General features: G+C 60.3%; 12 protein-coding genes. 10 read left to right on the top strand and 2 right to left on the bottom strand.

Annotated elements, in window-relative coordinates; all coding sequences use genetic code 11:
• Complete coding sequence (locus tag MUN85_RS03425; protein ID WP_250505395.1) at positions 1-1,362, bottom strand: aromatic ring-hydroxylating dioxygenase subunit alpha; 1,362 nt, start codon at positions 1,360-1,362, stop codon at positions 1-3.
• 192 nt (positions 1,363-1,554) lie between these two features.
• Between MUN85_RS03425 and MUN85_RS03420 the strand changes: the two genes are divergently transcribed.
• On the top strand, positions 1,555-2,529 hold the full coding sequence (locus tag MUN85_RS03420; protein ID WP_250505394.1) for a zinc-binding dehydrogenase: 975 nt from the start codon (positions 1,555-1,557) through the stop codon (positions 2,527-2,529).
• Here the strand turns inward: MUN85_RS03420 and MUN85_RS03415 are convergent.
• Entirely contained in the window at positions 2,526-3,260 is a 735-nt protein-coding gene (locus MUN85_RS03415; RefSeq protein ID WP_092565450.1) for a hypothetical protein, read from the bottom strand. The genes MUN85_RS03420 and MUN85_RS03415 overlap by 4 nt on opposite strands.
• Positions 3,261-3,406: 146 nt before the next feature.
• Between MUN85_RS03415 and MUN85_RS03410 the strand changes: the two genes are divergently transcribed.
• From MUN85_RS03410 to cas6e, 9 genes are all read left to right on the top strand, one after another.
• Positions 3,407-4,282, top strand: coding sequence for a formate/nitrite transporter family protein (locus tag MUN85_RS03410; protein WP_250505393.1), 876 nt, complete (start codon positions 3,407-3,409; stop codon positions 4,280-4,282).
• Between the two features lie 30 nt (positions 4,283-4,312).
• Positions 4,313-4,816 (top strand): hypothetical protein, encoded by a 504-nt coding sequence (locus MUN85_RS03405; protein ID WP_250505392.1) that lies wholly within the window; start codon positions 4,313-4,315, stop codon positions 4,814-4,816.
• A gap of 3 nt (positions 4,817-4,819) precedes the next feature.
• Complete coding sequence (locus MUN85_RS03400; protein WP_250505391.1) at positions 4,820-5,308, top strand: GNAT family N-acetyltransferase; 489 nt, start codon at positions 4,820-4,822, stop codon at positions 5,306-5,308.
• 106 nt (positions 5,309-5,414) lie between these two features.
• A complete protein-coding gene (locus MUN85_RS03395; RefSeq protein ID WP_092565442.1) occupies positions 5,415-8,285 on the top strand; it encodes a CRISPR-associated helicase/endonuclease Cas3 in 2,871 nt (956 codons plus the stop codon).
• Positions 8,278-9,933 (top strand): type I-E CRISPR-associated protein Cse1/CasA, encoded by a 1,656-nt coding sequence (gene casA, locus MUN85_RS03390; protein WP_284500889.1) that lies wholly within the window; start codon positions 8,278-8,280, stop codon positions 9,931-9,933. Before MUN85_RS03395 ends, casA begins: the two co-directional genes overlap by 8 nt.
• On the top strand, positions 9,884-10,534 hold the full coding sequence (gene casB / locus MUN85_RS13020) for a type I-E CRISPR-associated protein Cse2/CasB (RefSeq protein WP_092565438.1): 651 nt from the start codon (positions 9,884-9,886) through the stop codon (positions 10,532-10,534). Before casA ends, casB begins: the two co-directional genes overlap by 50 nt.
• Complete coding sequence (cas7e, locus tag MUN85_RS03385) at positions 10,531-11,658, top strand: type I-E CRISPR-associated protein Cas7/Cse4/CasC (RefSeq protein ID WP_250505389.1); 1,128 nt, start codon at positions 10,531-10,533, stop codon at positions 11,656-11,658. Before casB ends, cas7e begins: the two co-directional genes overlap by 4 nt.
• Positions 11,655-12,362 carry a type I-E CRISPR-associated protein Cas5/CasD gene (gene cas5e, locus MUN85_RS03380; RefSeq protein WP_250505388.1) on the top strand — a complete coding sequence of 236 codons (708 nt, stop codon included), beginning with the start codon at positions 11,655-11,657 and terminating at the stop codon, positions 12,360-12,362. Before cas7e ends, cas5e begins: the two co-directional genes overlap by 4 nt.
• Positions 12,362-13,021, top strand: a complete 660-nt coding sequence (cas6e, locus tag MUN85_RS03375; RefSeq protein WP_250505387.1) for a type I-E CRISPR-associated protein Cas6/Cse3/CasE — start codon at positions 12,362-12,364, stop codon at positions 13,019-13,021. The genes cas5e and cas6e overlap by 1 nt, the downstream gene beginning before the upstream one ends.
• The last annotated feature ends 5 nt before the right edge of the window (positions 13,022-13,026 follow it).

The following is a 13,026-nucleotide window of genomic DNA, read 5'->3' as shown; positions in this document are numbered from 1 at the left end:
TTAGTTGCCTTCCTTTTCATGCCATGCCGGGGTCGACATGAGTTCACGCCACTTACGGTAGAACGAACGACCGGCCGCGTCCGAAAAGAGTTCGGAGGTGGTGCCGGGGTAGTCGGGATCTTCCTTCTCGGTTCCGATGCCCATCTGGTAGTTCAGGGCGACGCGGTTAGTAATGAAGCCGCCCGCAATCGACTGGCATTCCGACCAGTTTTCGCCGTCGTCCTGCTCGAAGATGCCCGAGGGGCCGAAGGTTCGCAGGTTGTGCAGGCGCTGGGCCTCGCGGACCTCTTCCGGCATCGACTTATCCAGCACCGTCCAGGCCCACACCTCCATCTTGTTCGGACCCTTGGGGTGCCACACGCGGATGGAGCCGTTGACGGGCAAGTAGCTAAAGGAGGGGAAGACGGTGGCGTGCCCGTTGGTCATCGGGCCGGTCACGCGCTTGTCGCCCAGGCGCTCGCGCAGCGCGTCGTAGTCGTAGTAGTCGTGCACGACGGAGTTATCGAAGCGGTTGCGCTCGTGCACCGGGAAGCCGGCGCCGTGGCCGTTGGGGGAGACGAACTGCTTGCCGGGGCGCTCCGCGATCTCCTTCTTCGGGCCGCGGCCCGTCGGGCTCATGACCATGAGCGCGGAGGCGTGCGACATGTTGACGTGGTACCAGTCGGTCGCGAACTGTTCGGCCGCGAGTTTCCAGTTGCCGTCAAGGACCCACTTCATGACACCGCCGACGACGGTCGTGCCCTCCGGATCGCGGTCGATGAACGCATCGAGGTACCAGCGCAGATCGCCGAGCGCGTCCTCCAGCGGGATCGCGTTCGGGTCCCAGTTGCCGAAGATCAGGCCCTTGTAGGACTGGACGTTCGGGACCTCGACGAGGCCCCAGTCCTTCTTATCGAAGCCCTCGCCGTAGGCGTACTCGTTCGGGACGTTGGCGAGATTGCCGTCGAGGTCAAAGGACCAGCCGTGGTAGGTGCAGGTGAAGTTCTTCGTCGTGCCGAAATCCGCGCGGCAGACGCGGGCGCCGCGGTGGCGGCAGGAGTTCAAGAACGCCTTGATCTCCTTCTTGCGGTTCATCGAGACGAGGATCGGATCCTCGCCCATGAAGGTCTGGAAGAAGTCGCCGGGGCGCTTGAACTGATCCTCGTGGGCCAAAAACAGCCAGGAGCGCGCGAAGATGCGTTTCATCTCCTGCTTGTAGACCGCCTCTTCGGTGAAAATGCCGCGATCGACGAGGCCGCCGTCGGGATCCACCATGGTTGAAACGTCCAGTGTCGTGGCGAGGTTATCTGGCCGCTCGAGCTTTCCGATGGGCGGGGTTTTGACCTCTGGTGCCTCAGCAGTTTCGTCGGTTGGTGCAGTCATGCGAACTCAACTCCTTCGTCGGGGGCAACGGCTCAGTGATGCGCTGGCTGCCTCCAGCTTTTCACCGTTCCGCGCGCCCGGTCACGCTTTCGTGCCAAACGATGAAAAGCACCGCCAGTCAACCGCTGTTCCACCTGGCAGCACGCGGCACATTCTCACCTAGAGGGCAGATCCGGCTCATATGATGAGCCCATGCGTGCTGCCGTAGTCACCTCCCACCGCCCCGATGACATCCTCGCTGCGCTCGAGATCACCGACGTCGCCGAGCGCGACCTGCCGCCCGGCTGGGCGCGCGTGCACATGCGGGCCGCTTCGCTCAATATGCACGACGTGTGGACGCTGCGCGGCGTCGGCCAGGATCCGGCCGTGCTGCCCCTGATCCTCGGCTGCGATGGCGCCGGTGTCACCGATGACGGCCGGGAGGTCATGATCCTGCCGGTCATTGCCGACGCGGATCGCGGCGCAGGCGACGAGACGCTCGACCCCAAGCGGGCGCTGCTATCCGAACGCCACGACGGCACCTTCGCCGAGGTGTTGCACGTGCCCGAGCGCTGCCTCATCGACAAGCCCGCGCACCTGTCCTTCGCCGAAGCCGCGTGCGTGCCCGTCGCGTGGGGGACCGCCTATCGGATGCTGCGCCGCGCGGGCCTCGGGCCCGGCCAGAGCCTGCTCGTGCAGGGCGCGACGGGCGGGGTCAACTCGGCCGCGATCGCGCTCGGCGCCGCGATGGGCGCGCGCGTCTGGGCGACGAGCCGCACCGCCGACAAGCGCGCCACCGCCCTCGAGCTCGGCGCGAGCGCCGCCTTCGAATCGGGCGAGAAACTGCCCGAGCGCGTGGACGTCGTCGTCGATAACGTGGGCGCTGCGACGTGGCGGCACTCGCTGCGCTGCTTAAAGCCCGGCGGCACGATCGTCACGTGCGGCGCGACGACCGGCGGCAATGTCGACGCCGAACTGCACCGGATCTTCTTCCAGCAACTCTCGATTATCGGCTCGACGGGCTGCACCCGCGCCGAGCTCGTGGAACTTGGCCGCCTCATGGAACAGGCCGAGCTGCGCCCGCTGATCGACCGCAAGATTACGCTGTCTCAGCTGCCCGAGGCGATCACCGACATGGCCGACGGCGCCATCGAAGGCAAGGTCGTCATCACCGACTTTTCGGGCTAGAGCTCGCGCGCGAGGGAAAGCGCCCGGGTCCAGGAGCCGAAGGTGATCCGCAGCGTCGAGACGCTCGGATGCAGCCGCCCGGCGTCCAGCTCGGTTCCGGCCCAGCCCTTATAGCGTGCCTGCGCGGGCCGCGCCCCGATCGCATCGCAGTGCTTGAGGTACTGGGCGAGCGACTCCAGGTACGCCGTGCGGTAGTCGTCATCGAGCAGCGGCGCGGCGGGCGGTAACGGCTCGACGGGCTCGACGGGATCCCAACCGGCCGAGACCTTTACGTCCTCCCAGCTCGGCCCGAAGTGGTTGAGCTGGGTTTGCAGCGGCGGCGGCCAATGCGGGCGCGAGTCGAGCATCGGCGGCAAGAACCGCGTCGTGATGATCGTGCGCCACCGCTCATATTCGGAGGACGAGAACGCCAGGTGCGGATCCTCGGCGACGAGCTGCCAACCGGCCGCGATCCCGTGGCGAATGTGGGTCGGCGTCATCGCCGTCTCCCCAACGTTCACGAGCAGCGGTTCGGTCTGCTCCCAGGCGTGCCGGATGAAATCGTGGACGTGCTCGGGCAGGTTGACCGGGGGCGTGAGCCGCAGCGGCGTCCCGAGCGGCGGTAGGTCGATGATCCCCTCGAACTCGAGTTCCTCACGCGCCGCGACGATATAGAACAGGGCAGCGTGATACGAGGCCGAGCGGTCCTTCGGGAACTTCACGACCGGGGCACGGGAGCTGTCCTCCATCATGCCTCCCCTCCGGGTGTTCGATAGGGGCCGTGCTCGCGACACTGGCCCCTGCTGGTCAAGAATAAGGCACAATGGCGTCTCTGTGTGATCTGGGGCACCACGAAGGAAGTGGAAGTGGAGAAATTAGCCGCTCTAGGCTGGTAGGTATGATCCCCTCGCCATCCGAAATCGCCGACATCGCCGAAGCGGGCCTCATCAAAAAGGCAACGACGCCCTGGCGCACGACCTTCGTCTCCGCGATGTTTGCCGGCGCCCTCATCGCGATCGGCTTTGTGTTCTATACGACGAGCCAGGTCGGCGCCGATCAGCTGCCCTATGGCGTCGCGCGCGTGCTCGGCGGCGTCGTATTTTCCACCGGCCTCGCGCTCGTCATCATCCTGGGTGCGGACCTGTTTACCTCGACGACGATGACGCTGCTGCCCGGCATGGACAAGAAACTCCCGGCCGGCCGCCTGCTCGCGCACTGGGGCGTCGTCTACCTCGGCAACTTTGCTGGATCGCTGCTCGTTGCCCTCACGATCTTCCTGTCGGGAACCCACCACAATTCCGCCGGCGGCTGGGGCGCCGTCGTCATCGAGTCCTCCGTCGCCAAGGTCAGCCACACGTTCGTCCAGGCCTTCTTCCTCGGCATCCTGTGTAACGTCCTCGTCTGCCTCGCCGTGTGGGCCGGCTTCGCGGGCAAATCAGTAACGGACAAGATGGTGGCGATCACCCTGCCGATCGCGCTGTTCGTCGCGACCAGCTTCGAGCACTCCGTCGCCAACATGTTCATGATCCCGCTGGGTCTCATGATCAAGGCCGAGGGCGCCACCGACGTTATGGCCGCGGTGAGCTCATCCGCGAGCGTCGATGCGCTCACGATCCCCGCCTTCTTCCTCGACAACCTGCTGCCGGTGACCCTCGGCAACATCGTCGGCGGCGGTGTGTTCATCGGTCTCGGCATGTTTATCTGGCACCGCCGCGGCGCCTACCGGCAGACCGCCGCCGCTGCCGCGAAGTTCAAAGCTCCGCGCGCGGACTAGCGTGTCCGAGCCGGCGCGTACAGTGTGCCCATGACAGATACGACGGCTCACCTCTCGAGCTACCTGCAGCGCCGCGGGCTTGCCGGGCCCACCAGCAACGATGCCGCGGCCGTTGCGGCCCACCTGCGCAGTGTCGTCGCCGATGCTCTGCCACGCGAGACCATCGAGTACCTGACGGTAACGAAGGCCGCCGAGCACGCGGGCGTGAAACGCTCGGCCTTCCAGTGGCACCCGCTGCCGCGGCCCGATGCCACCTTCGGCGAGGGATTCGAGGGCTGGCTGCCGGAGACGATCGATTGGTGGAGCGCTGAACGCGAAAACGACGGCGCAATCCTTGGCGGTGAGGCCATCGAGTACTGGGGTCCCTTCGACGTCGCGGACTTTCTCGATATCGACCGCACGACGCTCGCGCGCTACCGCATGCCCGCCCCCGACGGGAGAGTCGGCCGCCGCTCCGGATGGCTCCCCGGCACGATCGTCGCCTGGAACCTCATTCGCGAGAGCATCAAGGACCCGATCGCGGAGCAGATCTAGCCGATGGCTACCGGCTCCCAGGTTGAGGTCCGGCGTATCTCGCCCGATGACTGGCAGGCATGGCGGGAACTACGCCTTGCTGCCCTGCAGCAATCACCAGAAGCCTTCGGCTCTCGCTATGACGACTGGGTGAACGCGAGCGAAGTGGCGTGGCGGCGACGCCTGAGCGACGGCCCGATGTTCGTGATCGCGAGCGTAGCTGGCGAGCCGTGCGGGCTCGCAGCAGGACACATCGATGACGCGAGCGGCCAGCGTTTTCTCATCTCGCTTTGGGTGCGCCCGTCCTGCCGGAGGAAAGGTGTAGCCGAGGCGCTCATTGGCGCCGTCGCACAGTGGGCAAAAGTTGAGAGCGACCATCTTTACCTGAATGTTAGGGCCGATAATGATGCCGCTCGGAGCCTGTACGAGAAGCTCGGGTTTCTCGTTGTTGGTCCCGCGCCGCACGAGGAGGATGAACCGCCCGAGCTCGTCATGCGCGCAGTGCTCGGATAGATCAGGCTCAGCGTCGGCGATAACGCAAACGGGTAATCGGCCCATACCTGATTTGTAGTGATGTGGACTACAATGTGGAGAGGCATCGCAGCTTTAGGAGTAGTCAATGGTCGGATGGTCAAAGTCATGGCCAATGACAGGTTTTGTTGAGCAATGGCTGCCTCTGACCACACACCTACGTGACGCCGAAGCTGCGATGGAGTTTCTCCTTGATAGCTGGGTTGGACCGTCGGTTAAAACTGCGGCCGAATCTGCTTTTGGTTCGATTGACCAATCTGGTGAGGGACGTGACGCATGGCAAAGGTTCCGCTCGCTGTGCATCTTTTGCGCCGGGACACACGATATCGGGAAGCTTGCGCCGAGTTTCGCCGGAAAGGTCGAAGCGCTACGGAGTCGTTTCGAAGATGAAGGTTTAACTATTCCGCCGTCAGATACGAACACACGGTCGCTTGCGCCCCACGGGTTGGTCTCCGCGGTACTGGTAGACCGGTATTTCGCAGAAGAGGGCTTGAGACAGCTACGTCCACTCGCTTCAGTTGTGGGAGCCCATCACGGATTCCCGGTAGAGCGTCGCAGCATGAGCGTGGTCCAACACTTCACAGAACTTATTGGGGACGACACCTGGTGGATACGGCAGCGCGAGATAATTGACGACGCAGCGAAGAGAGCCTCAATCGATCAAGTAATTCCGCAGGGTTTTCGCTGGCCGCAGCCGATCCTTGTGCTGATTCTTGCCTTGGTAGAGGTGGCAGATTGGCTATCGTCCAATCCAGAGTACTTTCCGCTGATTGGCATCGACGATTCCGGTCGCCGGCTGGGGGAGCCGGACAGCATGAGAACCCGCGCCGACTCGGCAATCACGAGGTTTGAGCTGCCGCCACCGTGGAATCCGAAGGACTCGAGAGATTCGGCCTCCGATGCTTTGAAGTCGAGATTTGGATTTCCCGACTCTGCACAGGCAACGATCGCTCAACAGGAATTGGTTGAACAGGCTCGGACGGTAGGAACGTCGGGCTGTCTCCTCATCCTCGAAGATGCGACAGGTTCGGGTAAGACCGAAGCTGCGCTGTTAGCAGCAGAGGTGTTAGCGGCACGGACCGGAAGATCAGGCGTGTTGTTCGCGCTGCCAACTCAGGCGACAACAAACGCGATGTTCCGGCGGATGATGAACTGGCTCGAGCGGACCAGCGCTGTCTACGGGGAAGGCGTTTATGCCGCCTCACTCCAACATGGAAAACAGAGCTTGGAATCTTCAGCCGATCGGCTTCGACGCGTCGGTTGGCAAATTCATGATGACCTTATGGGCCGGTTGCCCTCACTCGATGAACCGGTCGATATGGGGCGCGACGTGCACAGCGCTGCGCGAAGAATTGCGATCTTGCCGTGGCTGTCGGGACGTCGGAAGTCTGTACTCGCCGACTTTGTAGCTTCGACCATCGATCACGTCCTGTTTGCCGCACTGAAGTCTAGGTTTGTTGAGCTCAGGCATCTTGGCCTCTCGAGAAAAGTTGTCGTTCTCGACGAGGTCCATGCCTTCTCCTCCTACATGAATGTCTTTCTTGAGCGAGCACTATCGTGGCTGGGAGCTCATGCCGTGCCGGTCATTATGCTCTCCGCGACACTGTCACAGCCGACGCGACAGAGATTTGTTGAGGCGTACCAGCGTGGCGCGATTACGGCAGGTCACTTCCGGCAGACAGAAGAATCTGCGAATGAACGTGAGGATGTTCCGTATCCATCAATCACAACATGCGACGACTCTGGTCTGCGACATCTCGCCCTCGACAGAGGAGATGCGATTCCGGCCAGAACACAACTGTGTGCTTCCAACGCCGATGATAATCTCGAGGATCTCCTGAGTTCACTATTGGTTGACGGCGGGTGCGCGTTGGTCATCAGGAACACCGTTAAACGAGCTCAAGACACCTACGACTTTCTGTCCCAGGCTTTTCCGAACGACGTCACCCTCATGCATTCGAGATTTACAGTTCGGGACCGCCAGAATCGAGATCGTGAACTACTGGAGAAGTTTGGTAAAAGCGCCGGCGATCACCGCCCTCATCGCGCAATAGTCGTGGCCACTCAAGTTGTCGAGCAATCACTCGACGTCGATTTTGATGTTCTTGTCACGGATCTTGCCCCAATCGATTTGCTGATCCAGCGTATTGGCAGAATCCACAGGCACCCCGGGCGCGAGCGACCCAAACGCCTATCCAACCCCACCTGTTATGTCGCAGGGACGGGCACAGACGACACCCGACCATTTCCGCTCGAGCCGGGTTCGCGAGCCATCTACTCGCCAGGAGAACTCATTCGAACAGCAGCATCAATCCTTCCCTTGCTGCATGAGGGGCGACCGCTTGCCGTTCCGGATGATGTATCGAGATTGATGGAAGACGTCTACGGCCCGAGGGAGATCAAGCTGTCTAATCCCTGGCAAGAAATGCTAGTTCGTTGGCAAACGCGCTACGAAAAGTCGCTGGAGACGAGACTCCGGGCCGCCAATACGTTTGCGCTGGAAGAACCTAGAACTCCAACCGCACGAACTTCTCTCTTCGATTGGCACACAATGGACGTATCGTCAGAGGAGTCTGACGGATATCGAGCTCAAGTAGCCGTCCGAGATGGACAGGAAGCCATAGAGGTGATTCTCATCGACGTCGATGACAAGAGGGTGCTTCGCACCCTCCCACATCTAGGGGGTGAAGAGATCCCGACGATGGAATGTCCACCGCATCGGTTGGCACGCACGCTTGCAGAGTCGATGGTTCGACTTCCTCCCGCATTCGGTTGGAGTGATCGAATAGATCAGGTCCTCGACGAACTCGAACGAAATAGTCGATACGCCACATGGCAAGAGTCTCCGATTCTTCGGGGCCAGCTGGTACTGCCGTTGTATTCCGGAGAATGCACACTCGTGGGACGACGTTTGAGGTACAGCGTTGAACGAGGACTGGAGGAAGTTCCACATGAATGAGCGGCCAACATTCGATCTCTTGACGGAACCGTGGATTCGTGTCATGACAGTGGATGATGAGGTAAGGGAGGTCGGACTCCTGGAACTGTTCCAGTCTGCTGAGCGGATCGCTAGGTTATCGGGGGACTTGCCAACACAGGACGTCGCCATCCTCAGGCTCTGTCTTGCGATCATGCATCGTGCAGTTGAGGGACCAACGGATATTGACCACTGGTACGAGATCTTCACTGATCCGCAAGCGACATTAGAAACGGTCAGCCTCTACTTGGAGGACCACCGCGAGAGATTCGATCTTCGAGATCCGGTTAAACCCTTCTTCCAAGTCGCAGACCTGCGAACAAAGAGTGGAGAGTTCAAAGGCATCGAGGCCGTCCTGCAGGATGTTCCTGCAAGCGAGAAGTTCTTTACGCTGCGCAGAGGAAAAGGCTTAGAAACGATGAGTTGGGCGGAAGCTGCTCGCTGGCTAGTGGCTTGCCACGCATACGATATCTCTGGAATCCACTCTGGGGCAGTAGGCGACCCTCGGGTAAAGGGTGGAAGAGGATATGGAATCGGAACCGGGTGGGCAGGGCAGCTGGGCATCGTATACGTTGTGGGCTCGACTCTCTGGGAGACGCTTCTTTATAACCTCGTGGCACGGGATCACGATGGATCGGGACTTACTGATTGGGACCTAGCCCGTGATCTTCCACCATGGGAACGGGAGCCAGACGATCAGACCACAGCCGACGTCGACGGCATAAGCCCGACTGGCCCGGTCAATACTTACACGTGGCAATCCCGCCGGATTCGACTCCATGGGGCCGAGTCAGTTACGGGAGTTCTCGTGTGCCAGGGAGATCGTATTACTCCGCAGAACCGCCAGACCGTTGAGCCGATGACCGCGTGGAGGTATTCAAAGCCTCAAAGCGATAAGCACAAGGCAGATGTGTACATGCCGCAGAAGTTCTCGGCACAACAGGTGATGTGGCGGGGGCTACGGGCACTCCTTCCGCAAATCGCTGGAGAGACACCGAGGCGTTCAGGTGGATCTGGGGCCGCCATGCTCCCAGCCGGAACGCTGTCATGGTTCAGTCAGCTCGCCCAAGAGTTTGAAGAACTCTCAGCGCACCAGCTCATCTACCCGGTCTCGATTCTGACTATGGAGTACGGATCAAACGAAGCGGTGTTCGACGACCTTGTCGTGGACGAGATAGCGCTTCCGCTTTCGGCCCTTACAGGTGACCCGCAGCTGATCCTTGCCATCAAAGTGGCACTCGATGCCACGACAGAAACGGCATACCTCGTAGGAAGATTCGCGGCCAATATTGCGCAGGCAGCTGGCGCGGAGCCTGACAAGGCAGGGGCCATTCGAGACGAATCCCGGCGGGAATTCTTGTACGAACTCGAGCCGGAGTTCAGGGAATGGCTCGCACAAGATAGCGCGGATCGGGTCACGCGAACAATCAGCTGGCAACGGCATTTGCGAGCTCGAGCAACAGCAGCGGGCGAAACGATATTCGCCAGAGCGCCGTTGGCAGCGCTGCGAGGAAATAGTTCCGGTGATGCGGGAAGGGCAAATGCGTGGTTCCATGCAGCTTTGAAGAAGACGCTTCCCGATGCCTATCCAAAGAACGAAGACAGTGAGGTTGGACATGACAGTAAGTGATCGAGCGCCGACGTATTCACGTCGCTCCCAAATTCGCCACCTCGTGGCGGGACGGGTATTACGCCTACAGGAAGGTTACTTATCCGGTGGTTCATCGGAACGAGGCGCATTAGCTGCTCTGCGCAAGGGATTCGCGCTGGGCCCGGGTCAAAACCCGGAAGTATGGGAGTTGACATCAGTGCCTGCTGACGCCGACGTTCCATTTGATACACCCACGTGGAGCGAGCGCGCAGTACATGATGCTTTGACACTGTATTCGTGGCATCAACAATCACGGAACGACCCGATGCACACGCAAAAGCGAACACTGTCGCGCGCAGTTGGTGAACTCGCCTATCGAAAGCGTGACAACGAGGGCCAAAGCAAAGCGGTCCGGCGGCGATTTGATGCAGCCGTTACCGCGACGACCGAGCGAGAACTTGTCCACCATCTGCGTGGACTCATTGGTCAGCTCCGGTCGGAAGGAATCGCTTTCGACTACGGGGAGTTAGCAAGCGATCTCTACCAATTCCAAGCTCCGGGAGGGGCCTCAACCGTGCGTCTAAAGTGGGCGCGCCAGTTTGCCGGACTTCCGGCAGGGGAGAAGGAAAAACTGTCATGAGTACGTTCATCGATTTCCACATTGTCCAGGATGCTCCGCCAAGCTGTATCAACCGCGACGACAACGGTTCGCCGAAGAGTGCCTTTTATGGCGGCGTAGCGCGCCTTCGCGTCTCGAGCCAAGCGTGGAAGCGCGCTACGCGCGAGAAATTCGAGGCGGTCATCGACCGACGTGAGAGGGGAACGCGAACTGCTCAGGCAGTGGAGTTGGTCGAGAAGTCAATCAACGAGCAGGCAGATGACCTAACTGATCGCGCCGAGGAACTGGCCGAAGAGGTAGTTAAAGCCACAGGTATCAAGATCGGGTTGCCGCGAGGGAGAAAGGAGGGTGAAGCCAAGAAGGTAACGGGGTATTTGCTCTTCCTGTCGAATGCTCAGATCGATCTCCTTGCGAAAGAAGCCATCGACTCGGTCCGTGAAGAACGAGAGATTGACAAGAAGACCGCGAAAGCTGTCTTGAGGGCCGATAACTCCATCGATCTTGCACTGTTCGGTCGCATGGTTGCGGATTGGCCGGACGGGAACGTTGATGCGGCGTGCCAGGTGGCGCACGCGATCTCAACTCATCCCGCAGAGACGGAGTTTGACTTCTTCACCGCAGTCGACGACGTCAAGGCTCAAGCGGAAGATGCCGACGCAGGCGCAGGCATGATGGGCACAGTGGAGTTTGCTTCGGCAACTCTCTACCGTTATGCCACCATTAACATGGACCAGCTAGTTGAGAATCTCGGCACGACTGATTCAGCAATCGCTGCGGTCAAGGCATTCGCGGAGGCCTTCATCACCTCAATGCCGACAGGCAAGGTGAACACGTTCGCAAACTTCACGCTCCCTGCAGCAGTGATTGTTACGGTCCGTTCTTCGCAGCCGATTTCCTATGTGGGGGCCTTTGAGACGCCCGTTCGCGCGACCACGCAGTCGGGCTACACCGAAAAGTCTGTATCAGCAATCGCGAGTTTCGCTAAGGAGATCGAATCTACCTACCGAATGACTCCAGAAGCTTCGTTCGTAGTAACGCTCGACACCCATGCCGAAGCGTTAGCAGAGCTAGGTGAGAGGGTCTCGTTCCCAGAGCTTGCCGAGAAACTCACAACCACCCTCGGAAGCTCAGATATTGCGTCATGAGCATACTGCTTCTGAAGCTAGCGGGACCTCTCCAATCGTGGGGAGTGAGCTCACGGTTCAATGTCCGGGAAACCCGTAACTATCCATCAAAAAGCGGCATTCTAGGCCTCATAGCTGCCGCAGAAGGGCGACGACGGAGTGATCCTCTAGAAGACCTTCTCGATCTCCAGTTAGCGGTGAGGGTGGACAAGCCAGGAAAACTCGTGCGCGATTTTCATACCGCCCATAATCGAGCGGGCCGCTCGATGCCACTGTCCCACCGCTACTACCTGTCTGATGCCGTGTTCGTGGCCGGAATCGAGGGTCCTGATGGCCTCATCGAGGGGATAAAGGCTGCGGTGGAATCACCGGTCTTCACCCTGTTTCTCGGACGACGATCATGCCCACCGGCATTCCCGCTGAGCCTAGGACTTAGGGACGGACCTCTCGGAGACGTCATCGAGGGTGAACCCTGGCACGCACCGACCTGGTTCCAACAGCAGTGTGGCCGGCAGCAAGGTTACCGAGCGCGGATCATCGCTGACCAAGGAGTAGCCACCAGGACATCTGGAATAGATACCGAGCTGGTCCAAGATGTGCCGCGGTCATTCGATCCCGCTAATCGTCAATACGACTGGCGTCGAACCACGTCGTGGACAATCTCGTTGCTAGATGCACCTTCAGACAGGCATGACCCCATGTCATTGACCGTAGGAGGACACTGATGTTTCTGACGCGGCTCTACCTCAATGCGGCGCGTCGAGGGGCTCGGAAACTCATTGGATCACCGCAGGCCATGCATGCGGCTGTCATGGCGAGTTTCTCACCTCAAGTACATGATGAAACGAGGGGGAGGCCCTTATGGCGGCTAGATCCTCGCCCCAACTCGCCTGCGCTTTATATCGTTTCAGCCGCGATGCCGGACTTGACGCACATTGTTGAGCAGGCAGGCTGGCCCACCACGAGCGAATGGGAAACCCGAGACTACTCGCCCATTTTGAACTCCTTGACTGCGGGACAGAGATTCTCCTTCCGACTTGCGGCAAATCCAGTTCGACGCTCAATGTCAGACGCGAGTCAGGGCCGAGGCAAGGTCTATGCGCATGTGACGGCGGAACAGCAACGCCAGTGGTTGATCGATCGCCAAGAAGCGATCGGTATTAGCTTTCTGGAGTCGCTGGACGCGATGCCCAACGTACAGGTGACTCAGCGGGAACGGATGGTGTTTCACAGAAAGGGAGCGCGGGTCACAATCGCTAAGGCCGTTTTTGAAGGGTCGTTCGAAGTGAGAGACGCCGACATGCTCAGGGAAGCACTGACGCGTGGCATCGGAAGGGCGAAAGCTTACGGGTGTGGGCTCATGACGTTAGCGCAACGAAACTAACGAGC

The organism is Bowdeniella massiliensis, assembly GCF_023634005.1.
Classification (GTDB): Bacteria; Actinomycetota; Actinomycetes; order Actinomycetales; family Actinomycetaceae; genus Bowdeniella; species Bowdeniella massiliensis.
The sequence above is the reverse complement of the archived record's forward strand: the minus strand, read 5'-3'. Positions and strand labels throughout refer to the sequence as shown.

Coding starts and splice junctions, on each gene's coding strand:
- MUN85_RS03425 (WP_250505395.1), bottom strand. CDS start 1,362: ATGACTGCACCAACCGACGAAACTGCTGAGGCACCAGAGGTCAAAACC.
- MUN85_RS03420 (WP_250505394.1), top strand. CDS start 1,555: ATGCGTGCTGCCGTAGTCACCTCCCACCGCCCCGATGACATCCTCGCT.
- MUN85_RS03415 (WP_092565450.1), bottom strand. CDS start 3,260: ATGATGGAGGACAGCTCCCGTGCCCCGGTCGTGAAGTTCCCGAAGGAC.
- MUN85_RS03410 (WP_250505393.1), top strand. CDS start 3,407: ATGATCCCCTCGCCATCCGAAATCGCCGACATCGCCGAAGCGGGCCTC.
- MUN85_RS03405 (WP_250505392.1), top strand. CDS start 4,313: ATGACAGATACGACGGCTCACCTCTCGAGCTACCTGCAGCGCCGCGGG.
- MUN85_RS03400 (WP_250505391.1), top strand. CDS start 4,820: ATGGCTACCGGCTCCCAGGTTGAGGTCCGGCGTATCTCGCCCGATGAC.
- MUN85_RS03395 (WP_092565442.1), top strand. CDS start 5,415: ATGGTCGGATGGTCAAAGTCATGGCCAATGACAGGTTTTGTTGAGCAA.
- casA (WP_284500889.1), top strand. CDS start 8,278: ATGAATGAGCGGCCAACATTCGATCTCTTGACGGAACCGTGGATTCGT.
- casB (WP_092565438.1), top strand. CDS start 9,884: ATGCCTATCCAAAGAACGAAGACAGTGAGGTTGGACATGACAGTAAGT.
- cas7e (WP_250505389.1), top strand. CDS start 10,531: ATGAGTACGTTCATCGATTTCCACATTGTCCAGGATGCTCCGCCAAGC.
- cas5e (WP_250505388.1), top strand. CDS start 11,655: ATGAGCATACTGCTTCTGAAGCTAGCGGGACCTCTCCAATCGTGGGGA.
- cas6e (WP_250505387.1), top strand. CDS start 12,362: ATGTTTCTGACGCGGCTCTACCTCAATGCGGCGCGTCGAGGGGCTCGG.